Raw genomic sequence first — 21310 nt, 5'->3', positions numbered from 1 at the left:
ACCGCAGCGGGCAGCAGCATAACCGCAGCGGTACGGCGGCGGCGGTCCGCAGTCTTCGATCTGTCGGCACCATTCCCACCCGATACGAGGAAGACGAAGAACGATGACCGCACGTAAGGCGCAGCTTGCAGGACTCGCTGCCATCCTGGCCCTTTCCACGACCGGCTGCGGGATCGTGACCGCGGACGACGGCGACACCCCGACCGCGGCGACGACGTCGTCGAGCGCTCCCGCCGAGCCGCGCGACGTGCTGCTCGACGCGGTCCCCGGCGACCAGGACGGCGCGTACCACTTCGACGTCAAGGGTTCCGATGTGCCCATGTCCGGCGTCCTCGACGCGTCCAAGAAGGCCGTCGAGATCAAGGTCGTGCAGACCGAGCCGGACGCCGGCTTCACCCTGGCCATGACCACCCGCATGATCGGCGAGAAGACCTGGGTGAAGTTCGTCATCAAGCCGGCGAACATGCCCGGCCTCCCGAAGATCCCGAAGAACTGGCAACTCCTCGACCCGGCCAAGGTCCAGGACAAGTCGATCGTCGGTTACGACGGCTCGACCGACCCCGGGTACGTCTGGGCGCTCGTCAACGACGCGGCCGCGGTGAAGCAGACCAGCCCCGGTCACTTCACCGGCAGCGCCGACCTCACGAAGACGACGCAGGCCGAGATCGTCGAGGAGAAGACCCTCACCGCGATGGGCGCCAAGGCCAAGGCTGTGCCGTTCGAGGCCGTGGTCGACGCCGGCGGCCACCTGACCAGCTTCGTCGCCAAGATCCCGGCGGGCGGCGGCCACAAGGCGACGACCTACTCCGTCAAGTACACCGGCTACGGCAAGACCGCGACCCCGGCCGCGCCCGCCGCCGGTGAGCAGCAGAAGGCGACCAGCGTCATCTACGAGATGTTGCGCGGCTGATCGTCGCGCAGAAGCAGGCGGTCGCGCGGGTCTACGGGGGTCCGCGCGGCCGCCCCGGCATCTCCGCACACCGGGACGGGACCCACGTTGATCCAGTGCACGCTCTGCGACCGGCTGGTGCTGGGCCTGGCCGGACACGACTGGACCGCGCTGCCGTGGATGGTGGCGCCCGGCACCGGTGTCCCGCCCGGCCCGTGCCACGTCCGCTGCCTGGAGGATCTGGGTTGCGCCGGCGCCTGGGCGGAGGCGGTCGAGGCGTACCACTGCCGGCGCTGGCCACTCTGGCTGGCCGGCGTCGACGCCGGCGTCCGCTGGCGGCTGCACGGCAGTCGCGCCGCGCGCCGTTTCCACCTCTGGCGCTCCGACGGGCGACTGAGCTCCTTCCCGTACGCGGACCTGACCGCGACCCACCCGCTGCGCCTCTCGACCGACCTGGCGGAGATCGGCACCGCCCACGCGGCAACCCTGCTGACCGCGATGGGCACCGACGCCGAGGGCGTGGCCGTCCCGCTGACCTCGGTCATCACCGCCCTGCGCCTGGCCGACCGGTATCCCCGCCTGGCCGGCACCCTGACCCGCCACCTACGCCCGGCCGGCCCCGACACCACGGACGTCCTGGCGGCCCGCCACACCCTCCCGTTGTCGCCGTCCTGCCGCCGTGCCGCCCACCACCTGATGCGATCCCCCTGGTAGGCCGCCGAGCCCCACTCCGAGGGCCGGATGTGGTGGGATTCGAGGCATGGGTGCGAACGCTGAGTACGTCTACGTCGGTGGCTACACGGGCGACAAGGGCGGTGAGGCCGAGGGCATCGTCCTGCTGCGCCGGGATCCCGCGTCGGGCCTGCTCACGCGGCTGGGCGTCGCGGCGCGCACGCCCTCGCCCTCCTTTCTCGCGCAGCACCCGACGCTGCCGATCCTGTACGCGGTCAACGAGCTCGACTCGGACGGCACGGTCAGCGCCTTCACGGTCGCCGACGACGGCGAGCTGACCCCGCTGTCGATCCAGCCGACCGGCGGCTCCGACCCGGCCCACCTCGCGGTCACCCCGGACGGGCGTTTCCTGCTGGTCGCCAACTACACGAGCGGCTCGGTCGCTGTGCACCCGCTCGACCCGGAGGGCGCCGTGGGGGAGCGGTCCGACCTGCTCGACCTGGCCGGCAGCGGGCCCGACCCGGAGCGTCAGCAGGGCCCGCACGCACACATGGTGGTGCCCGACCGCGACTGCGTGCTCGTCACCGACCTGGGCGCCGACCGGGTGTGGCGCTGCCGGCTCGACCCGGTGAGCGGCCGGCTCACGATGCTGCCGCCGGCGGTGACGGCGAAACCGGGCACCGGCCCCCGTCACCTGCGGTACACCCCCGACGGCACGCTGCTGCTGGTGGGCGAGCTGGCGGCCAACCTCACCTGGTACCGCCCGGCCGCCGACGGCTCGCTCGGCGAGGCCGGCGAGGTGCGGGCGTCCGAGCGGGACGGCGTCAACTACCCGTCCGAGATCACCATGGGCCGCGACGGCCGCTTCATCTACATGGCCAACCGCGGTCCCAACACGGTGTCGGCCTTCGCCTGGGACGGCGAGCGGGCCACCCCGGTCGCCGAGGTGCCTACCGGCGGTGACTGGCCGCGGCACATGATCCTGCTCGGGGATCACCTCTACGTAGCCAATCAGTTGTCACAGAGCGTCACAACGTTCAGAATCGATCCCGACACCGGCGTCCCGTCGCCGCAGGGTGAGCCAACCGCCGAGGCCAGCCCCACATGCCTGTTGCGCTGGACATCGATGACGGTCAGGTGATGCGTGAGACTGGGCAAAACCGAAATGTCGGGTAAATCCTGGTAAGGCCAGCGAGGCCCAACACCGATCGAGATGGAGTCATCACCAAAAGTAATATTGTCGGCCAGATGACCTAATCCGAGTAACTTTCCGCCGAACGTATATGGCATTCGGGTTCTGTGATGCGCACTATAGAGCGCGTGTCAGGCCGCCATCGTCGAAACTTTAATTTCCGAGGAGCGGGCGTTGTTGGGGCAGCGATGGCGATTGTCGTCGTCCTTGCCGGGTCGTACCTGGGCTACCAGCAACTGTCCGACTCCGGTTGCACCGGCGCCATCCGGTTGACCGTCGCTGCCGCGACGGAGATCGCGCCCGCCGTCGAGGAGACAGCCCAGCGCTGGACCCAGGGCGGCGCCAACGTCAACGGAACGTGTATAGCCGTCACCGTCAACCCGGTGAACTCGGCGACCATGGCCGCAGCGGTGGCCGGCGAGCACAGGGTCACGCTCGTCGGGCTCGGTACCGCCCCCGAGGCGGTGAAGGTGCCGGACGTCTGGCTCCCCGACTCGTCGACCTGGCTGCTGCGCCTCAAGCAGGAGGCGCCCGGCTTCGTGCCCACCGACGGCAAACCGGTCGCGGAGAGCCCGGTCGTCGTGGCCATGCCGAAGCCGATCGCCGAGGGGGTCGGCTGGCCCGACAAGAAGCTGGGCTGGAAGGACCTGCTCAAGCAGTTGACCACCAGCACCCAGCTGCGGACGGGCGTCGTCGACCCGAACCGCGACGCGGCCGGTCTGTCCGGTCTGCTCGCGCTCGGCCAGGCCGCCGGCACCGGTCAGCAGGCGCAGGCCGCCAAGGTGGGCGCGCTCAAGGCCCTCGCGCAGAACGCGTCCGCGCTGCGTGACGACCTGATGCAGAAGTTCCCGCACTCGGCCGACGCCAACGACCTCGCGACCAGCATGGGCGCGGCGCCGCTGTCCGAGGAAGACGTGATCAGCTACAACGCGGAGAAGCCGCCGGTGCCGCTCGTGGCGCTGTACCTCGACCCGAGCCCGCTGCCGCTGGACTACCCGTTCGCGATCATGCCCGAGGTCGACCTGCAGAAGTCGGCCGCGGCGACCGCCCTGCACCAGCAGCTGCAGACCGCGTCGTTCAAGAACGCGCTGGCCACCGTCGGCCTGCGGGCCCCCGACGGCACCGTCGGCTCCGGCTTCGCGGCCCCGGTCGGCGCGCCCGAGGCCTCGCCGGCCGTCAGCGGCAACCCGGACGGCAAGTCCAACGGTGGCTCGGCCGCCGCGGGTCTCGACGCCAGCCTGCTCAGCCAGGCGCTCGGCAGCTGGGCCGCGATCACGCTGCCCGGCCGGGTGCTCGCCGTCTTCGACGTCTCCGGTTCGATGCTCAAACCGGTGCCGACCGCGGGCGGCGTCGACCGGGCCACGGTGACCAGGGGTGCCGCACGCGGTGGTCTGGCCCTCTTCGACGACAGATGGGCCGTCGGCGTGTGGCTGTTCTCCACCGACATGAACGGGAAGAAACCGTACAAGGAGATCGTGCCGATCAGCCCGCTCTCCTCGTCGCGGCCCAAGCTGGAAGACTCGATCAACAAGATCGTCCCGAAGAAGAACGGCAACACGGGTCTCTACGACACGCTGCTGGCCGCGTACCAGACGGTGCAGAACTCGTGGCAGCCGGGCAAGGTCAACTCGGTCATCCTGTTCACCGACGGTGTCAACGAGAACGACGAGGGCATCACCCAGCAGACGCTGGTCGCGAAGCTCAAGGCGCTCAACGACCCGAAGCGCCCGGTGCGCGTGGTGATCGTCGGCATCGGGCCCGAGGTCAACCAGAAGGAACTCGAGACGATCGTGAAGCCGACCGCCGCCGGTGGCGTCTTCATCGCGCCCGACCCGGCCAAGATCGGTGACATCTTCCTTCAGGCCATCGGCTCGCGAACCGGGGCAAGCGCCAACTAAGACCTTAAAACCCTTCATATCGTACGCGGCGAGGGCCGTCACCAACCGCGGTGACGGCCCTCATTGCCTGCGGGGCGCCCGACCGCGCGCCCGGCACGCCCGAGGCGGACCAGCCCGGAATGCCGACCAGCCCGGTGCCGCAGGGTAGTCTCTGCTCCACCATGGCGGTTCACGATGGGCCGGACCCGATGCACGCCGCGGCGATCGACGACGCCGCGCAAGCCCTGCTGTTCGCCTGGGACCAGGCGCGCGAGCAGGTCACCCCGCGTCTGTCCTGGCCGCAGCTGAACGCCCTGCTCGCCGTCGAGCGAGCCGAGGGCGTCAACCTGGGCGGTCTCGCCGCCGAGCTCAACATGCTGCTCTCCTCGGCGAGCCGGCTGTGCGACCGCCTGGTCGCCTCCGGCATGGTCGAGCGCGTCCCCGGCCGCGCCGACCGCCGCGAGATTGCGCTCTACCTGACGCCCTCCTCGAGAGCCCTGCTGGCCGAGCTGCGCCGCATCCGCCGCCGCTCGCTCGCCGTAACCCTGGAGAAGATGTCACCCTCAGGCCGCGCGTCCCTGCTCCGCGGCCTGACCGAGTTCGCCTCCGCCTCCAGCGAAACGAACGGCAGCGCCGCCTCGGCTCGCACGGCCTGACGGCGTACCGGATCAGCGGCTGAGCCAGGCGGCGGGGTTGTCGCGGACCGACTGGATCACGGCGTCGGCGGCGCCGCGCATGGCGGCGTCGGCGCCCAGGCCGGCCGCCCGCAGCGTGACCGGCGCGAGCCCCGCGGTCAGCACTCGCCGGGTCAGCTCGGCCTCGATTCCGTCCCGCAGTCGCGGCAGCTCCGGCGCATAGGCGCCGCCCAGCACGATCACCCCGATGTCGAGCAGGTTGACCACCGCGGCCAGGGCGATGCCCAGCGCCGACGCGGCCAGCGCGGCGTCGGCCGCCACCGCTTCCTGTCCCGCGTACTGCTCGAGGCAGCCGTTCGCCCCGCACCGGCACGGCCGCCCGTCGGGGTAGACCGTGACGTGCCCGATCTCGCCGCTCCACCCGCGCCCGCCGCGGTAGAGCTCCCCGTCGAGCACGATGCCCGCGCCGATGCCGATCTCGCCCGAAACGTACAGAAAGGTCTGTTCGTCGTCGGAGGCGGCCCGCAGCTCGCCGAGCGCCGCGAGGTTCGCCTCGTTGTCGACCATCAGCGGCAGGTCGGCCAGCCCGGGCAGCAACGAGGGCACGTCCACGTCCTGCCAGCCGAGGTTGGGCGCCACCCGCACCAGCCCGTCGGCCGCGACCAGTCCCGGCACCGCCAGCGCCGCCCCGGCCAGGGTGAGCGACGAGGCCGCGGCGGCGGCACGTGCCTGCCCCGCCAGCTCGTCGAGGGCCGCGAGCGCGGCGGCCGCCGAGATCGGCCGCTGGTCGCTGTGCGACACGATCCGATGGCGCACCGACCCGGTGAGGTCGACCACACAGGCCGCCAGGTAGTCGACGTTGATCTCCAGCCCGAGCCCGGCCGGCCCATTCCCGCTGAGCGCCAGCCCGGCCGCCGGCCGCCCGGCCCCGGTGCGCGGCGCGGGGTCGTGCTCGGTCAGCAAACCGCCCGCGATCAGGTCGTCCACCAAAGCGGACACCGTGGCACGGGTCAGCCCGGTCCGGGTGGCGATCGACGCCCGGGATGGCCGATCTGTGCTGTTCGCCACGGTTTGCAGCACGAGCGCGAGATTATGGGCCCGCACGCTCGATTGCCGCACGGGGGCGTGGGAGGCAGTCATGATCCGGGCCGTCATGCCCTTGACATTGCCACACCGGCTCCAAATAATTCAACCAATAAACAAATCCGATCCGTTTCGTGGAGGTAACCGTGCCGGTCCAACCCACACGCGAAGACAAGTTCTCCTTCGGCCTCTGGACCGTCGGATGGCAGGCCCGCGACCCGTTCGGTGACGCGACCCGGGCCCCGCTCGACCCGGTCGAGGCCGTGCACAAGCTCGCCGAGGTCGGTGCGTACGGCCTCACGTTCCACGACGACGACCTGGTTCCGTTCGGGTCCGACGCGCACACCCGCGACGGCATCATCGCCAACTTCAAGAAGGCGCTCGACGAGACCGGCCTGATCGTCCCGATGGTCACCACCAACCTGTTCACCCACCCGGTGTTCAAGGACGGCGGCTTCACCAGCAACGACCGCTCCGTCCGGCGCTACTCGCTCCGCAAGGTCATGCGCCAGATGGACCTCGGCGCCGAGCTGGGCGCCAAGACCCTGGTGCTCTGGGGCGGCCGCGAGGGCGCCGAGTACGACGTGGCCAAGGACATCCGCGCCGCCCTCGACCGTTACGCCGAGGGCCTCAACCTGCTGGCGCAGTACTCCGAGGACCGCGGTTACGGCCTGCGCTTCGCCATCGAGCCCAAGCCCAATGAGCCCCGCGGCGACATCCTGCTCCCGACCGCCGGCCACGCCATCGCGTTCGTGAACGACCTGGAGCGTCCCGAGCTGTTCGGCATCAACCCCGAGGTCGGCCACGAGCAGATGTCGAACCTCAACTTCGCCCAGGGCATCGCCCAGGCCCTGTGGCACAAGAAGCTGTTCCACATCGACCTGAACGGTCAGCACGGCCCCAAGTTCGACCAGGACCTGGTCTTCGGCCACGGCGACCTGCTCAACGCGTTCGCCCTGGTCGACCTGCTGGAGTTCGGCGGCCCGAACGGCGCCCCGGCCTACGACGGCCCCCGCCATTTCGACTACAAGCCGTCGCGTACCGAGAACTACGACGGTGTCTGGGAGTCGGCGCGCGCCAACATCCGGATGTACCTGCTGCTCAAGGAGCGCGCGGCGGCGTTCCGGGCCGACCCGGCCGTGCAGGAGGCGCTCGCCGCCAGCGGCGTGGCCGAGCTCAACACGCCGACGCTGAACGCGGGCGAGACCTACCAGGACCTGCTCGCCGACCGCAGCGCCTTCGAGGACTTCAACCCGGACGCCGCCGGCGAGAGGGGCTACGGTTTCGTCAAGCTCCACCAGCTCGCCATCGACCACGTCTTGAAGGCCAACTGACACCATGACTCTGGTAGCCGGGATCGACAGCTCCACCCAGTCCTGCAAGGTGGTCATCCGCGACGCGGAGACCGGCAAGCTGGTCCGGCAGGGCCGGGCGAGCCATCCGGACGGCACCGAGGTGCATCCGGACGCCTGGTGGGCCGCGCTGCAAGAGGCGATCGACCAGGCCGGCGGCCTGGACGACGTGGCCGCGGCCTCGGTCGCGGGGCAGCAGCACGGCATGGTGGTGCTGGACGAGAACGGCCAGGTGGTCCGCCCGGCGCTGCTGTGGAACGACACCCGCAGCGCCGGCGCGGCCGCCGACCTCATCGCCGAGCTGGGCGGTGGGGCGAAGTGGGCCGACGCCGTGGGCATCGTGCCGGTCGCCAGCTTCACGCTCACCAAGCTGCGCTGGCTGGCCCGCCACGAGCCGGAGAACGCGGCCCGGGTGGCCGCGGTCTGCCTGCCCCACGACTGGCTGACCTGGAAGCTCTCCGGGTCGGCCGACATCGGCACGATCAAGACCGACCGCAGCGACGCCAGCGGCACGCTGTACTGGTCGGCCAAGACCAATCAGTACCGCCCCGACCTTCTCGAGCTCGGCTTCGGCCGCCTGCTGAAAACACCCGAGGTGCTCGGCCCGACCGGCATCGCGGGCCACCTGCCCAACGGCGCCCCGCTCGGCCCGGGCGCCGGCGACAACGCGGCGGCCGCCTTCGGCACCGGCGCCGGCCCGGGCGACGTGGTCGTCTCGATCGGCACCTCCGGCACCGTCTTCGTGAGCTCCGACGTCTCGCCCGACGACCCGACTGGAACGGTGGCCGGCTTCGCCGACGTCACCGGCCGGTTCCTGCCGATCGTCGTGACGCTCAACGCGGCCCGGGTGCTCGACGCCGCCGGCAAGCTGCTCAGCGTCGACCACGAGGAGCTCTCCCGCCTCGCGCTCTCCGCGCCGGCCGGCGCCGGCGGCCTGGTGCTGGTGCCTTATCTGGAGGGTGAGCGCACCCCGAACCGGCCCGACGCCACGGGCGCGATCCACGGCCTCACGCTCAAGACCTCCGATCCGGCGCATCTGGCCCGGGCCGCGGTCGAGGGCATGCTCTGCGCGCTGGCCGACGGGCTCGACGCGCTGGTCGAGCACGGCGCGACCGCCAACCGGATCGTGCTGGTCGGCGGCGGCGCCCGCAGCGAGGCGGTCCGCCGCATCGCGCCCGAGCTGTTCGGCCTGCCGGTGATCGTCCCGCCGCCGGGGGAGTACGTCGCGGACGGCGCCGCTCGCCAGGCCGCCTGGGTCGCCCTGGGTGCCGCGGAACCACCGGTCTGGTCGGCCGAGACCCCCGAGACGTACGAGGCCGCGCCCGTCCCGCTGATCCGCGAGCAGTACGCGGCCGCTCAGAACGCGGTTGTCAACCGTCCCCGCTAACCTTTCGGGCGTGAGAAAGGGCGGCACCGCGCACCGCGTCTACAGCGTCGTGGTCTTCGTGATCTTGGCGTCGCTGGACAACGTGGCGATCGGCCTGGTGCCGCCCCTCTACGGCAGCATCGGCGACACGTTCGGCGTCGGCGAGGGCCACATCGCGCTGGCCACCACGATCATGTTCCTGATCAGCGCGGTGGCGGCCATCGGTTTCGCGTACGCCGGCGACCGCACCGACCGCAAGCCGGTGCTGATCCTCGGCACCGCGATCTGGGTCGCCGGCACCGCCTGGTCGGGCCTCTCCGGCGGCTACCCGCAGTTCCTGCTCGCCCAGGTCGTCGCCGCGTTCGGCCTCGGCGCCGTGGCCTCGGTCAGCTTCGCCGTGGTCAGCGACCTGATCTCGCCGAGGCGCCGCGGTCTGGTGATGGGCTTCTGGGGCCTCTCCCAGGGCGTCGGCACGCTGGCCGGCACCCTGCTCGGCGGCCTGCTCGGCCACACGGACTGGCGGGAGCCGTTCCTGGTCGCGGCCGCCGCCGGCGTGATCGCCACGGTGGCGTACCTGTTCACGTACAACGTGCCCCGCGGCGAGAGCCAGCCCGAGCTGGCCGGCGTCGAGTACGACGAGCGGATCCACCGCGACGACCTGCCCGTGATCCTGGGCCGGCGCACGAACATCTGGCTGATCTTCCAGGGCTTCACTGCTCAGATCGCGCTGGGCTCGCTGGTGTGGCTGCCGATCCTGTTCCGGTCCCGCGCCGAGCACCAGGGCTACTCGTCGGGCACGGCCGTGCTCATCGGCAGCGTCTTCGCGACGCTGTTCCAGCTGGGCGGCGCGCTGAGCATCCTGGGCGGCCTGGCCGGGGACCGGCTGCAACGCCGCACGCCTCGGGGGCGGGCCCTCGTCGCCGCCGTGGGCGTGCTGGCCGCCGTACCCTTTTATATAGTTTTGTTCTTTGTCCCGATGACCATCGACGTGCCCGACGGCGCCGGCTCGGCCACGGTCATCCGGGCCGTGCTCGCCGACGTCTTCACCGAGCCCACGGTCGGCATCTGCCTGGCCATCGCCGTGTTCGCGCTGATGCTCACCTCGGCGAACTCGCCGAACTGGTTCGCGCTGATCGCCGACGTGAACCCGCCCGAGCACCGCGGCACCGTCTACAGCCTCGGCAACCTGGTCAACGGCTTCGGCCGGGCCGGTGGCAACGCGATGGTCGGCGTGGCGTTCCGGGCGCTGGCCGGTGGCTTCCCGCCGCCGCTCAACTACGCGGTCGGGCTGGCCGGCTTCCAGCTGTTCTGGCTGCCGACCGGCGTCATGTTCTGGCTGGCCAGCAGGACGGTGGCGAAAGACATGGCCGACACGCACGCCGCCCTGCTGGCCGCGGCCGACGAGCTAGAGCACCGCCCAGACGGTGACGTCGCCGGGGACCCGCCCGTCGGCGTCGAGGGGCTCGCTCGCGAGTAGCACGCTCGCGCCCGGCGGCAGCGGCACCGAGGAAGCGCCGAAGTTCGTCAGCACCAGCAGCTCGCCGTTGCGGAACGCCAGCACCTCGTCCGGCGCCTCCTGCCAGGCCAGCGTCCCGTCGCCGAGGCGGTACTCCTTGCGGGCGGCCAGGGCGGCGCGGTAGAGCTCCCAGGTCGAGCCGGGCACGCCCTGCTGGCGGTCGAGCGCGTACTCGGCCCAGGACACGGGCTGCGGCAGCCAGCTGCGGTCCGACGGGCCGAAGCCGTACGACGGCGCGTCCGCCTCCCACGGGATCGGCACCCGGCAGCCGTCCCGCCCTACCACCGTGTGCCCGGAGCGCGGCCGGGCCGGGTCCTGGCGGTGCTCGTGCGGCAGCGTGGTGTGCTCCGGCAGCCCGAGCTCCTCGCCCTGATAGAGATAGGCCGAGCCGGGCAGCGCCAGCATCTGCAGCGTGGCCGCCCGGGCCCGGCGCAGGCCCAGGCCGGCGTCCGGCTGCGGGTCCTCCGGCCCGATCCCGTGCAGCCGCACCCGGTCGGCCGCGTAGCCGAGCCGGGTCGCGTGCCGGATGACGTCGTGGTTGGACAGCACCCACGTCGTGGGGGCGCCGACCTCGTCGTTCGCCTCGAGCGACTCGTTGATCACCGCGCGCAGCGGGGCCGGCCGCCAGGGCGCGCTGAGGTACATGAAGTTGAACGCCTGGTGCATCTCGTCGGCCCGCACGTACCGGGCGAGCCGCTCGGCGGGCTGCACCCAGGCCTCGGCCACCAGAATCCGGCCGCCCTCGTACTCGTCGACGACCCGTCGCCATTCGCGGTAGATGTCGTGCACCCCGTCCTGGTCCCACATGGGCGGCGGCGGCCCGGCCGGCTCCAGTCCGCCCAAGATCACTGCCGGCACCTCCCAATCGGCGAGCGTCTCCTCCTTGACGAGGCCGTGCGCCACGTCGACCCGGAAGCCGTCCACGCCCCGGTCGAGCCAGAACCGCAGGATGCTCACGAACTCGGCGCGCACCTCGGGATTGCCCCAGTCGAGGTCGGGCTGCGAGACGTCGAACAGGTGCAGGTACCACTGCCCGTCCGGAACCTGTTTCCAGGCGCTGCCGCCGAACATGCTGGTCCACGAGTTCGGAGGAAGAGCCCCGCGCCCCTCGCGGAAGATGTAGCGCTCCCGTTCCGGGCTGCCCGGCGCCGAGGCGAGCGCCGCCTTGAACCACTCGTGCTCGGACGAGGTGTGGTTGGGCACGAGGTCGACGATGACCTTCAGCCCCAGGTAATGCGCCTCGGCGATGAGCTTGTCGGCGTCGCCGAGGTCGCCGAAGCGGGAGTCGACGCCGCGGTAGTCGGAGACGTCGTAGCCGCCGTCGTGCTGCGGCGAGGGGTAGAAGGGGGAGAGCCAGACGGCGTCGACGCCGAGGTCCTTGAGGCGGGGCAGGCGCTCGGTGATGCCGGCCAGGTCACCCAGTCCGTCGCCGTCGCTGTCGGCGAACGAGCGGGGATAGACCTGGTAGATGACGGCGTCGCGCCACCACTGCTTCTGCATGCGCCAAATCTAATCGTCGAGTATCGCCGCGAATCTTTCCTCGGCCAGGTCGAGCTGGTCGAGGATGTGGTCCTTGGCCGCCACCGACAGCGGGGTGTCGGGGCGCCCGACCAGCTCGCGCAGCTTCGGCACGAGCGGGCGGTACTTGGTGGCCGAGGAGTACGCCTTGTCGGCCGTGGTGTGGATGACGCCCACGCCGTTGTCGGTGAAGTCGGACACCTTGATCACCCGAGCCCACGGGTCGCGCTCGAGGTTGGCCGCCACGTGCTCGCGGTACTGCTCGTGGCGGTCGCGGTCGGGGTCGTACTCCGGGTTGGTGACCGAGCGGACCAGCTCGGCCACCCGCGGGTTGAACCGGCGGGCCAGCTCGGCGATCGCCGCCTCGGTCAGCTCGGTGTGCGTGTGCCCGGCCGCGTCGAGCCCGGCCAGCTCGGCCGGGTGGTCCTCGGCGGCGTCGTGCAGCAGCGCCGCGGTGAGCACGTCGACGTCGTGGACGCCGTAGTACTTGATGATGCGGATGGCCACCCGGAGCAGGTGGTTGACGTAGGGCTCGCGGACCCGCCGGTCGTCGGCGTGCAGGGTGGCGGCCAGGTCGAGGGCCGACCGCAGTCGCGCGGCCTCGGGCGCCGGGAAGCCGTCCACCTCGAGCAGGAACCGCTCACGCAGTCCCTGCTCGCCGTAGACCTCGGTGATCGCATGCAACGGCATGGACAGCAGCATCCGCGTCGCCATGCCGACACTGTAGCGATCAATTGGTGCCTGTCGACCGGACCGGGACGGGACGGGGTGACGGCCGGCGCGTGCCGGTGGGAGCGGTGGGGGCCAGGGACGCCTGTTTGAGTGACCAGGCGTTGCTGCTCTCGGCGTGGATCCCGCGCTTCGGCGTGCCGGCGCCGTCGGTGAACTCCTCCTCGGTCATGGCCTGCAGCGCGCTCAGCGCCACCCCCACGATCGTGGCCGCGGTGATGAGCGTGATCGGCACGATCATCGTGAGCGGCCGGATGCCGTGCACCTGGTCGATCTGGTTGTTGTCCAGGTGAACCGACATGGCCGCCATCCCGGTGTAGTGCATGCCGCAGACCGCGACCGCCATGATCGAGGCCGCCCCGCTGACCCGGACCCAGCCGCGTACCGACACCGCGAACCAGTGCGCGACCGTGGCCGCCACCACCGCGATGATCGCCGAGGCGATGACCAGGGACAGGTTGTAGTGCATCGAGCCGGCCACGTGCACGCCCTCCATGCCGGAGTAGTGCATGGCCAGCACCCCGCCGCCGGTCAGCACGCCGGCCGCGACCACCTTGGGGAAGCTGCGCCGGCCGTGCCCGACGATGAGCAGCCCGAGCCCGACCGCGACCACCGCGACGACCAGGCTCACCACGGTCATCGAGACGTCGAAGCGCACCGGGCTGGCCGGCACGTCGAAGCCCAGCATCGCCGCGAAGTGCATCAGCCAGATCGCGCCGCCGCCGATCGAGAAGGCGGCGATGCCCAGCCACCGGTTGCGCCGTCCGCGGGTCCGGGCGTCGCGTGCCCGCCCGGTGCAGAGGAGCCCGAAGAACGAGCCCAGGAACGCCAGCAGGTACGCGGCGATCGGGTTGAAGATCCCGTAGGTGAAGTGATGGATCTCGGCCACTGCGAAACCTCGCGAAAGATCGACGGATGTTCGCGAGTGATTTACGGCCAAATACGCGCACATCCATCGCACCGCGTGTGCGGGCCCATCACAAAGAGAGCCGGGACCACCGCGTTCGGTGGTCCCGGTCGAGGTTGACTCGGAGGGATGGGGATCAGGTGAAGATGCTGACGCCACCCGGGCCGACCAGCAGGCCCACGATGATCAGCACGATGCCCCAGATGAGCTGCCGCCGGAACAGCGCGAGAATGCCGGCGACCACCAGGATGACTGCGAGGATCCAGAGGAGAACGTCCATGCGGTCCGGATACCCGGTGCTCCCGAATCGAAAACCTGGTCAGGTGGCGACCAATTCGAGATCGACATCTTCGGAGAGCAGCTGGTACACGTTGTACGCCTGCTTGATGACCGGGTGGGCCACGTTGCGCACCGGCACCCCGCCCGGCGTGCGTCCCCGCTCCGCGCCGTGGTGCGCGTGCCCGTGCAGCGCCAGCGCGGTCGGCGCGGCGTCGATCGCCCGTCCGAGCTGGTAGCACCCGAGGAACGGATAGATCTCCAGCGGCTCGCCGAGCAGCGTGTCCGGCACGGGGGCGTAATGCGTGAGCGCCACCAGGGCATCCGCCTGCACCGACAGCAGGGCGTCCTGCAGCTTCCGGGCGACCACCTCGGTCGTGCCCACGAAGTCCTTCATCTCGCGCTCGCCGAAGTTGCTGGCGCAGGCACCCGCGAAGCCACCGCCGAAACCCTTCACCCCGGCCACGCCGAGCCGGTGGCCGTGCAGCTCGAGGACGGTCGCGTCGCCCTCGAGCACGGTGATGCCCGACTCGGTGAGCACCTCGGTGACCCGCGACTGCAGGTCACTCTGGTGGTCGTGGTTGCCGAGGACCGTCACGACCGGCACGCCGAGGCCGCCGAACTCGGTGGCGAAACAGCGCGCCTCCTCGACCGTGCCGTGCCGGGTCAGGTCGCCGGCCACCAGCAGCACGTCGGCCCGGTCGGGCAGCTCCTCGAGGGCCGGCCGGAAGCGGCCCAGGACATCCTTGTCCACGTGCACGTCGCCCACGGCGGCGATCCGGATCATGAAATTTCCTCCACCTCGCTGGGCGCGTCGGCCCGGGTGATGCCGATGTCGCAGACGATCTCGACATCGGGGAAGCGAGAGTTGATCTGCCGGCAGATCTCGTCCCGCCGCAGCGGGCTCTCCACCTCGCCGCCGAGCACCAGCTGATGCTCGCGACGGTGGACGGTGATGCCGAGCTCGGCGATCCGGCCGTCGGTGAGCAGGCTCTGGATCTCGGCTTCCAGGTATTCGTCGAGCTGGGTACTCATCTCATCCCCCTACCCTCATCGGTTCGTCCCCCTCGAGGGGGACGACGTCCAGCCGGTCGAGCAGGATCAGGAACGCCTCGGCGTACGGCGACGTGGCCGTCTCGCGCCGGACGCGTACCCAATCGATCTGCTCTCGCAGCGAGCGCGCCACCGGGAAGCCGGTGGCGAAGTCGCAGTAGTGCTGGCTGTAACTGAGCAGCTTGTGGATCATCAGCTGGGTCGCCGAGATCACCGGCATGCTGATCGCCTCGACCGAGATCACCTCGGTGTCGGCCAGGGTCTCGTCGGTGACCGGCGTCTCGACCGGCCGGTGGATGAGGTCCACCATCCGATCCTCGTCGTAGACCTTGACCAGCCAGTCCTCGGGCGGCTGCTCGGTGCGGAAGCCGACCGCCGCGAGCGCCTTGAGCGCCTGCTCCTTGTCCTGCTCACGCAGCAGGAAGTCGACGTCGTGGTCGCTCGAGTGGCCGCCGTGCGCGTAGACGGCGAAGCTGCCGCCGAGCGCGAAAGGGATATCGGCCGTCTTCAGCGTGGAGGCCACCCGCTTGAGTGTGATGGCCAGCCCGGCGTCCACGTGGTGCGGCATGGGCGTCTCCCTGTTTCGCTCCGGTCCGTGTCGGTAACCCGTACCCGACCCGCAACGCCTTGAATCTCACACCAAATCAAAGGCTTGACCCCATTTTCGTACGAAGTGAGCACCGTTGCTGTGAAACGGTGTGGGCAGCTCCGGTTACCGTTGGTAGACATGACCCGAACTATCGCCTTGGTTGGCATCGACGGATCGGGAAAGACGACCCAGGCCCACCGGCTCGCGGACGCCCTGGCGGCCGAGGGGTTGAAGGCTTCCTACCGCCGTAACGCGGGCGGCCGCCGCTGGTTCGGGCGTCTCGCGGCCCGGCTCGGCAAGGGCGACGACGCGGAAGACCTGCTCGGCCGGCGGGCGATGCTGTTCGTCGAGTCGGTCCTGCGGTGGCTGGCCATCCTGCGCACGCTTCTCCGGCGGGCGTTCACCGGCGAGATCACGGTCATGGACCGGTACGCCGTCTGCCAGTACGCGAGTCTGCGCGCCCGGGCCGCCCGCCCGGCCGCCGAGCGCCGCGCCCGCCTGGCCTACCGCCTGTTCCCGCGTCCGGACGTGACGTTCTACCTGGACGTCGACCCGCAGGTCGCCCACGACCGCATCGAGGCCCGCGGCTACGACCACGAGAGCACCGACTATCTCGCAGCCGCCGCCGTCGCCTACCGCTCGCTCCCCGAGTACGCCGGCTTCGTCGTCATCGACGCCAACGCCACCCCCGATAAGGTGGCCGCCGAGATCCGTGCCCACCTGCCGATCCCGGCGCCGGTCACCCCGGCCCGTTCCCGGGTCCGCACGATGATCCTGGCCGGCGGCCCGCTGCTGGCCGGCGCGACCGCCCTGGGCTACCAACTGGCCGAGTCCCTATGAGGGCGGGCCGCGTCCCTCTGAGGCCGGGCCGCCGAGCGCGGCCCGCTAGGCCTGGCCGTAGACCGGGATCGTCGCGCCGGTCGTCGGCGCCGACGCGTCCGAGGCCAGGAAGAGGATCGTCGGCGCGATCTCCTCGGGCTTGACCCAGCGGGCGAAGTCGGCGTCCGGCATGTCCCGCCGGTTCGCCGGGGTGTCGATGACGCTGGGCACGATGGTGTTGCACCGGACGTGTTGCTTGCGGTACTCGACGGCGACCGCGTTGGCGAAGGCCAGCACCGCCGCCTTCGCCGTGATGTAGCCGGCCGCGCCCGGCCACGGCGACAGCGCGGCCCGCGACGACACGCAGACGATCCCGCCGCCACCGGCCGCCACCAGGTGCGGCAGCGCCGCGGCCGTCACCAGATAGGTGGGGCGCAGATTGACGGCGATCAGCCGCTCGAACTCGGCGACCGGCGTCTCCGCGACCAGCCCGCCCCCGCCGTACGCCCCGGCGAGATTGACCACCGCGCGCAGCGGCGCCGCGGAATCGCCCGCCGCGACGGCCATCGCGGCAGTGATGTCCGTCTCACTCGAAAGGTCGGCCTCGACCGGCTCCGTGCCCTCCGGCGCCGTCCGGCCGGGCCGCACCGGGGCCACCACCCGCCATCCCTCGTCCACGAAAGCCGCCACCGTGGCCGCCCCGAGCCCGCCCGCACCGCCCGAGACGAAGACCGTCCGTCCGCTCCGCATGGAGATCACTCTGCCCGTTCATCCGCGCCGGACGGTGTGGTTTTCGTCACGCTCACCGGACGATGGCCTGGTGCTTGCGAACAGTTACCAAAGGAGCCTTCACCTGCACGGGCGTCACCCGTGCGGGCGAGTGAACTATGGCGCCGTGTGCCGCATTGTGGCAGGTGGTCCCGTTCGGTGGAGCACCTCGGGATCTTTTTGATGAGGTTTTTGTTTCAGGCCGGTCGCGAAGCTGTCGATGCTGCACGTGAACCCGGGAAGCCGGACACGCGTACTGGGTAGTGACGAGTGTCCCAAGGCCGGTGGTGATGCCCGTCGCTGCGACGGATGAGGGGCCGATGGTGTCATTGAGACCAACGCGGGTATGCGTTCTGCTGCGCGACCGACGGCGGCTGCGGCGCGTGAATGCCGTGACGGGGGCCCTCCTCAGCAACATCGCATGCGGCTCTCAGCTATCACTCAGGCATTCGTGACACTTTCGACCCACCAGCCGGAATCAGTGCGACCAGTCATTTGTTGTGTAGATGCCAGTAACCGCAATGTGCGAACTGCGGACGTTACGGGGAGGAACTGATGAACACAGGGTTTGCCCGTAGCGGGGTAAGTAGTGATGGCAATGAGGGGACCGTGGGCAACGTGGAGAAGAACACCGTGATGCGGACCGATCAGGTCGCCGAGGAGCGCGACCTTGTCGGCGTCTACCTGCACGAGATCTCCCGGACGCCACTGCTGAGCGCGGCCGAGGAGGTCGATCTCTCCAAGCAGATCGAGGCGGGCCTCTACGCGGAGTTCCTGCTCGACGAGGGTGAGACGCCGCGCGGTGTGAGCCGCGAGGAGCTCGAGCGGATCATGCACGAGGGCCAGCGGGCGAAGGATCTGTTCATCCGGGCGAACCTGCGACTGGTCGTGTCGATCGCGCGTCGTTACGTGCGGTCCGGCATGCCGATGCTCGATCTCATCCAGGAAGGCAACACCGGCCTGGTGCGCGCGGTCGAGAAGTTCGACTATGAGCGCGGTTACAAGTTCTCGACGTACGCGACGTGGTGGGTGCGGCAGGCGATCAGCCGGGCCATCGCCCAGCAGGAGCGCACCGTGCGCCTCCCCGTGCACCTGGTCGAGGACGTCAACCGCATGCGCAACGTCACTCGCCAGCTCGTTCGCGAGCTCGGCGCCGACCCCGAGCCCGACCAGATCGCGGCGGCGCTCGGCGTGACCGTGGAGCGCGTCAACGAGCTCACCCGCTGGGCTCAGGACACGGTCTCCCTGGACACTCCGGTCGGCGACGACGGCGACACCAACCTCGGCGACCTGGTGGCCGACAGCGACGCTCCCTCCCCGGAGGAGATCGTGCTCACCGCGCTGGAGCGCCAGCGGATCGAGGGCCTGCTCAACCACCTCGACGACCGGTCGGCCGGCATCATGCGGGCGCGGTACGGCCTCGAGGACGGTCGCGAGCACTCGCTGACCGAGGTGGCGTCCCGCTTCTCGCTCAGCCGCGAGCGGATCCGCCAGCTCGAGATCCAGGCGCTCGGCCGGCTGCGTGAGCTGGCCCGGGCCGAGGGTCTCGCCGCCGCCTAGGCAAAGCCGCCTGACAAACAGGCCGCCTGACAAACAACATCTCCCCGCCGAGACGAGAAAGGCCGGTACCCGATCGGGTACCGGCCTTCACTGCGTCCGGAGCTACTTGACGCGTCCGTAGCCGTACGGGGTCATGATGTTCATCGACCTCTTCTTGATCGGCTCGCCCTCGCGGGACGCGTCGATGATCATGCCGCCGCCGACGTACAGGCCGACGTGCCCGAGACTTCGATAGAACACCAGGTCGCCCGGCTGAAGCTGTGACTTGCTGATGCGGGCCGTGGCGCTGTACTGCGCGGCCGCGTTGTGCGGCAGTGACTTCCCGGCTTTCGCCCAGGCCGCCATGGTCAGGCCGGAGCAGTCGAAGGTGTTCGGTCCGGCGTCGCCGTACCCGTAGTAGGCCGGCTTGTTCGCCTGCTCGTACGCGAAGTCGACGGCGATGCCGGCCTTGCCGGAGATGGCCGGCGCCGGGCCGGCAGCGCCCGCGACACCGGTCTCGGTCGCACTGCCGAACGCCTGCTCACGCATGGCGCGCAGCTTCTTGATGTTCGCCTCGATGGTCTTCTTGCGAGTGTCCATCGCCTTCAGCTGCGCCGCCTGCTTGGCCTGAGTGGTCTTCAGGGCGGCCTGACGGTCGTTGAAGTTCTGCGTGGTCGCCGTGTAGTCGTCGATGTCCCGCTGGTTGGAGCGGTTGATCATCTCGAGGTAGCTCATCTTCTCGACCAGGCCGCCCTGCTGGTTGCCCAGCAGCGCGCTCATCGGCCCGACGCGGCCCTGCATGTACGCCTGGGCGGCGATGGAGTTCACCTGGGCCTCGGCGACCACGAGCTTCGCCTTGGCCGGCCCGAGCGAGGCCTGCAGCGCCTTCTGGTCGCCGGCCGTCTTCTTCAGGTCGATGTTGAGCTTGTTGTACGACTCGGTGATGTCCTCGAGCTGGTTCGACGCGGTCTCGATCTGCTTCTTGAGCTCGCTCTCGGACGGCGCCGCGTGTGCCGCGGTCGCCACGGATCCAGTGATCGCGAACGCCATGGCCGCGACCACGAGAGCCCGAAGCCTCGTGCGGGGGGTTGGCACGGGTGTGCTGGCCTTTCTTCCGCTAGGCCGCCTACCGGGTTAGCTGACGGGTTCAGGCGGGAAGAAGGCCTTACCGCTGACGCGGATTCACCCCAGAAACGCGGTTCCCCGGCTCTGCCGCGACGCCACGCGCCACCCCGGGGGAGGGCAGCGGGAACGCCGCGCCGATTCGGCGGCGTTGGCCGGCGCCACCGAGGGTTGTGGCTGCGGACCGGACCAACCGCATTAACCTATCGGCGCGGAAAACAAAATCAAGGTCTCTGCACGGGATTTAAGGAAAAGGCCAGATATGCGTCTTTGATCCCGATAACGCATTGTCATTCGACGAAGACCGCGGGTTATTTCGACGCTCAAACTGGACTTTTCGCCAGCTCCGCGGGAACCCACGCGTTGGTGACCTTACGCTCCGCCCAGAACGAGAGGAAGGGGATCGTGCCGGCCGCCATGACCAGGATCATCCGCAGGAACGGCCAGCCGGCCCGGCGCGAGAGATCGAAGGTCAGCACCAGGTAGACCATGAAGAGGAAGCCGTGCAGCGGGCCGACGATCGCGACCACGGTGTCGTTGTCGCCGAGGTACTTCAGCGGCATGCCGACCAGGACCAGCGTGAGCAGGCAGACGCCGACGATCCACGCGATGATCCGATAACGGGTGAGCGCTCCCTGCACGATGCACGTCCTATTTCGTCGAACTCTGCTTGCTCTGATGGCGACGGTAGTCGGCCGGCCCGGCGCCGGGGTGGGCCGCCAGCCAGGCGAGATAGTCGTTGTACGCGTCCAGCTCGGGGTCGTCCTCGTCGGGCGGCGGCGCGACGGCTATCCGCACCGGCCGGCCGACCGTAACAGGCGCGCCTGGGAGCCGTTGCGGCCTGGCGCCGGGGCCGGCGGCATCGTCGGGCTCGGCGTCGTCGGAGGGCGGCCGGGGTGGGTGCCGGGCCAGTTGCACCTCGCGGAACCAGAGGAACGCGAAGAACCCCGCGAAGACCGGCCACTCGAAGGTGTAGCCCCAGCTCAGCGTGTTACCCCCGCTGGCGCGGCTGAACTGCCACCAGCCCAGCGCGAGGCAGCCCGCGATCGCGACGAGCGCCAGGACGTGCCGCGTTATCCACGCCGGCGTCCACAGCCCCTTCATGCCCACGAGAGTACCGGCGCACGTTAGGCAACCGTCGGCGCGGCCGGGCGTCCCGGCGGCTGTGGCGGGGGTCACATCGGCTAACGGAATCATGGTCGGGGGCCGACAGTTGAGAGCAGATGTCGGTGTGTTCAGTGTCCCCGGGCCTCACCACTTTGCCTTCACGGAATACCGTTCGGCTGGAGCCGTGTCGTGCCTTTCGCCGCGAGGCGACATGCACACCGACATCTCGTACGCCGCCCCCGGGTCATCCCGGGGGCGGCGAACTGTTTCCGGCGACACCACACGGTAGGGGCATCGAACT

At 70.2% G+C, this 21310-nt stretch carries 22 protein-coding genes and 1 riboswitch; of the genes, 10 read left to right on the top strand and 12 right to left on the bottom strand.

Translation table 11 applies throughout. The features are described from left to right. Positions 1 to 103: 103 nt before the first annotated feature. The 5 genes from A3CQ_RS61795 to A3CQ_RS0129895 all read left to right on the top strand — a co-directional run bounded on the left by A3CQ_RS61795 (position 104) and on the right by A3CQ_RS0129895 (position 5286). Complete coding sequence (locus A3CQ_RS61795; protein ID WP_020514637.1) at positions 104 to 910, top strand: hypothetical protein; 807 nt, start codon at positions 104 to 106, stop codon at positions 908 to 910. An 87-nt stretch (positions 911 to 997) separates the two neighbouring features. Further along, positions 998 to 1603: a hypothetical protein gene (locus tag A3CQ_RS0129910; protein ID WP_020514636.1), complete on the top strand. Its 606-nt coding sequence runs from the start codon at positions 998 to 1000 to the stop codon at positions 1601 to 1603. Between the two features lie 46 nt (positions 1604 to 1649). Continuing rightward, a complete protein-coding gene (locus A3CQ_RS0129905; RefSeq protein WP_020514635.1) occupies positions 1650 to 2702 on the top strand; it encodes a lactonase family protein in 1053 nt (350 codons plus the stop codon). A gap of 239 nt (positions 2703 to 2941) precedes the next feature. Continuing rightward, positions 2942 to 4651, top strand: a complete 1710-nt coding sequence (locus A3CQ_RS0129900) for a substrate-binding and VWA domain-containing protein (RefSeq protein WP_020514634.1) — start codon at positions 2942 to 2944, stop codon at positions 4649 to 4651. Positions 4652 to 4812: 161 nt separating this feature from the next. Then, positions 4813 to 5286, top strand: coding sequence for a MarR family winged helix-turn-helix transcriptional regulator (locus tag A3CQ_RS0129895; RefSeq protein ID WP_040433222.1), 474 nt, complete (start codon positions 4813 to 4815; stop codon positions 5284 to 5286). Between the two features lie 12 nt (positions 5287 to 5298). Here the strand turns inward: A3CQ_RS0129895 and A3CQ_RS0129890 are convergent, their stop codons facing one another. Beyond that, on the bottom strand, positions 5299 to 6420 hold the full coding sequence (locus A3CQ_RS0129890) for an ROK family protein (protein ID WP_020514632.1): 1122 nt from the start codon (positions 6418 to 6420) through the stop codon (positions 5299 to 5301). 74 nt (positions 6421 to 6494) lie between these two features. On the opposite strand from A3CQ_RS0129890, the gene xylA reads away from it, so the two are divergent. Genes xylA through A3CQ_RS0129875 form a run of 3 tightly spaced genes read left to right on the top strand, consistent with a single transcriptional unit; the run spans position 6495 to position 10543 of the window. Further along, a complete protein-coding gene (gene xylA, locus A3CQ_RS0129885; RefSeq protein ID WP_020514631.1) occupies positions 6495 to 7682 on the top strand; it encodes a xylose isomerase in 1188 nt (395 codons plus the stop codon). Positions 7683 to 7686: 4 nt separating this feature from the next. Next, the gene (xylB, locus tag A3CQ_RS0129880) at positions 7687 to 9087 is read left to right on the top strand and encodes a xylulokinase (RefSeq protein ID WP_020514630.1); all 1401 of its coding nucleotides are present in this window, start codon (positions 7687 to 7689) and stop codon (positions 9085 to 9087) included. Positions 9088 to 9097: 10 nt separating this feature from the next. Continuing rightward, a complete protein-coding gene (locus A3CQ_RS0129875; RefSeq protein ID WP_020514629.1) occupies positions 9098 to 10543 on the top strand; it encodes an MFS transporter in 1446 nt (481 codons plus the stop codon). Here the strand turns inward: A3CQ_RS0129875 and A3CQ_RS0129870 are convergent. The 7 genes from A3CQ_RS0129870 to A3CQ_RS0129840 all read right to left on the bottom strand — a co-directional run bounded on the left by A3CQ_RS0129870 (position 10472) and on the right by A3CQ_RS0129840 (position 15633). Next, the gene (locus A3CQ_RS0129870) at positions 10472 to 12082 is read right to left on the bottom strand and encodes a glycoside hydrolase family 13 protein (protein WP_020514628.1); all 1611 of its coding nucleotides are present in this window, start codon (positions 12080 to 12082) and stop codon (positions 10472 to 10474) included. The two genes, A3CQ_RS0129875 and A3CQ_RS0129870, sit on opposite strands and share 72 nt — an antisense overlap. Positions 12083 to 12091: 9 nt before the next feature. Beyond that, positions 12092 to 12814 carry an HD domain-containing protein gene (locus A3CQ_RS0129865; protein ID WP_020514627.1) on the bottom strand — a complete coding sequence of 241 codons (723 nt, stop codon included), beginning with the start codon at positions 12812 to 12814 and terminating at the stop codon, positions 12092 to 12094. 16 nt (positions 12815 to 12830) lie between these two features. Further along, a complete protein-coding gene (locus tag A3CQ_RS0129860) occupies positions 12831 to 13718 on the bottom strand; it encodes an MHYT domain-containing protein (RefSeq protein WP_020514626.1) in 888 nt (295 codons plus the stop codon). Positions 13719 to 13872: 154 nt separating this feature from the next. Further along, positions 13873 to 14016 (bottom strand): GPGG-motif small membrane protein, encoded by a 144-nt coding sequence (locus A3CQ_RS61790; RefSeq protein WP_020514625.1) that lies wholly within the window; start codon positions 14014 to 14016, stop codon positions 13873 to 13875. Between the two features lie 39 nt (positions 14017 to 14055). Continuing rightward, complete coding sequence (locus A3CQ_RS0129850; protein WP_020514624.1) at positions 14056 to 14799, bottom strand: metallophosphoesterase family protein; 744 nt, start codon at positions 14797 to 14799, stop codon at positions 14056 to 14058. Then, the gene (locus tag A3CQ_RS0129845; RefSeq protein ID WP_020514623.1) at positions 14796 to 15047 is read right to left on the bottom strand and encodes a hypothetical protein; all 252 of its coding nucleotides are present in this window, start codon (positions 15045 to 15047) and stop codon (positions 14796 to 14798) included. The genes A3CQ_RS0129850 and A3CQ_RS0129845 overlap by 4 nt, the downstream gene beginning before the upstream one ends. A gap of 1 nt (position 15048) precedes the next feature. Beyond that, positions 15049 to 15633 (bottom strand): nucleotidyltransferase, encoded by a 585-nt coding sequence (locus tag A3CQ_RS0129840; protein WP_020514622.1) that lies wholly within the window; start codon positions 15631 to 15633, stop codon positions 15049 to 15051. 159 nt (positions 15634 to 15792) lie between these two features. Here A3CQ_RS0129840 and A3CQ_RS0129835 point away from each other — a divergent pair, with 159 nt between their 5' ends. Beyond that, on the top strand, positions 15793 to 16494 hold the full coding sequence (locus A3CQ_RS0129835; protein WP_040433191.1) for a dTMP kinase: 702 nt from the start codon (positions 15793 to 15795) through the stop codon (positions 16492 to 16494). Positions 16495 to 16539: 45 nt separating this feature from the next. Here A3CQ_RS0129835 and A3CQ_RS0129830 read toward each other — a convergent pair whose 3' ends face one another. After that, on the bottom strand, positions 16540 to 17223 hold the full coding sequence (locus tag A3CQ_RS0129830; protein WP_026206341.1) for an SDR family NAD(P)-dependent oxidoreductase: 684 nt from the start codon (positions 17221 to 17223) through the stop codon (positions 16540 to 16542). 573 nt (positions 17224 to 17796) lie between these two features. Between A3CQ_RS0129830 and A3CQ_RS0129825 the strand changes: the two genes are divergently transcribed. Then, positions 17797 to 18801: a sigma-70 family RNA polymerase sigma factor gene (locus A3CQ_RS0129825; RefSeq protein ID WP_040433189.1), complete on the top strand. Its 1005-nt coding sequence runs from the start codon at positions 17797 to 17799 to the stop codon at positions 18799 to 18801. Positions 18802 to 18903: 102 nt separating this feature from the next. Here the strand turns inward: A3CQ_RS0129825 and A3CQ_RS0129820 are convergent, their stop codons facing one another. From A3CQ_RS0129820 to A3CQ_RS54525, 3 genes are all read right to left on the bottom strand, one after another. Then, on the bottom strand, positions 18904 to 19830 hold the full coding sequence (locus A3CQ_RS0129820) for a C40 family peptidase (RefSeq protein WP_020514618.1): 927 nt from the start codon (positions 19828 to 19830) through the stop codon (positions 18904 to 18906). A gap of 58 nt (positions 19831 to 19888) precedes the next feature. Further along, positions 19889 to 20010: riboswitch (cyclic di-AMP (ydaO/yuaA leader) on the bottom strand. A gap of 215 nt (positions 20011 to 20225) precedes the next feature. Then, the gene (locus A3CQ_RS0129815) at positions 20226 to 20543 is read right to left on the bottom strand and encodes a DUF3817 domain-containing protein (RefSeq protein ID WP_020514617.1); all 318 of its coding nucleotides are present in this window, start codon (positions 20541 to 20543) and stop codon (positions 20226 to 20228) included. A gap of 10 nt (positions 20544 to 20553) precedes the next feature. Beyond that, entirely contained in the window at positions 20554 to 21006 is a 453-nt protein-coding gene (locus A3CQ_RS54525; protein WP_020514616.1) for a hypothetical protein, read from the bottom strand. Positions 21007 to 21310 lie beyond the last annotated feature (304 nt).

Origin of the sequence: Paractinoplanes globisporus DSM 43857, from assembly GCF_000379645.1 — a bacterium.
GTDB classification, from domain to species: Bacteria; Actinomycetota; Actinomycetes; order Mycobacteriales; family Micromonosporaceae; genus Actinoplanes; species Actinoplanes globisporus.
Note: the sequence above shows the minus strand (reverse complement) of the source record. Positions and strands in the feature narration are given on the sequence as shown.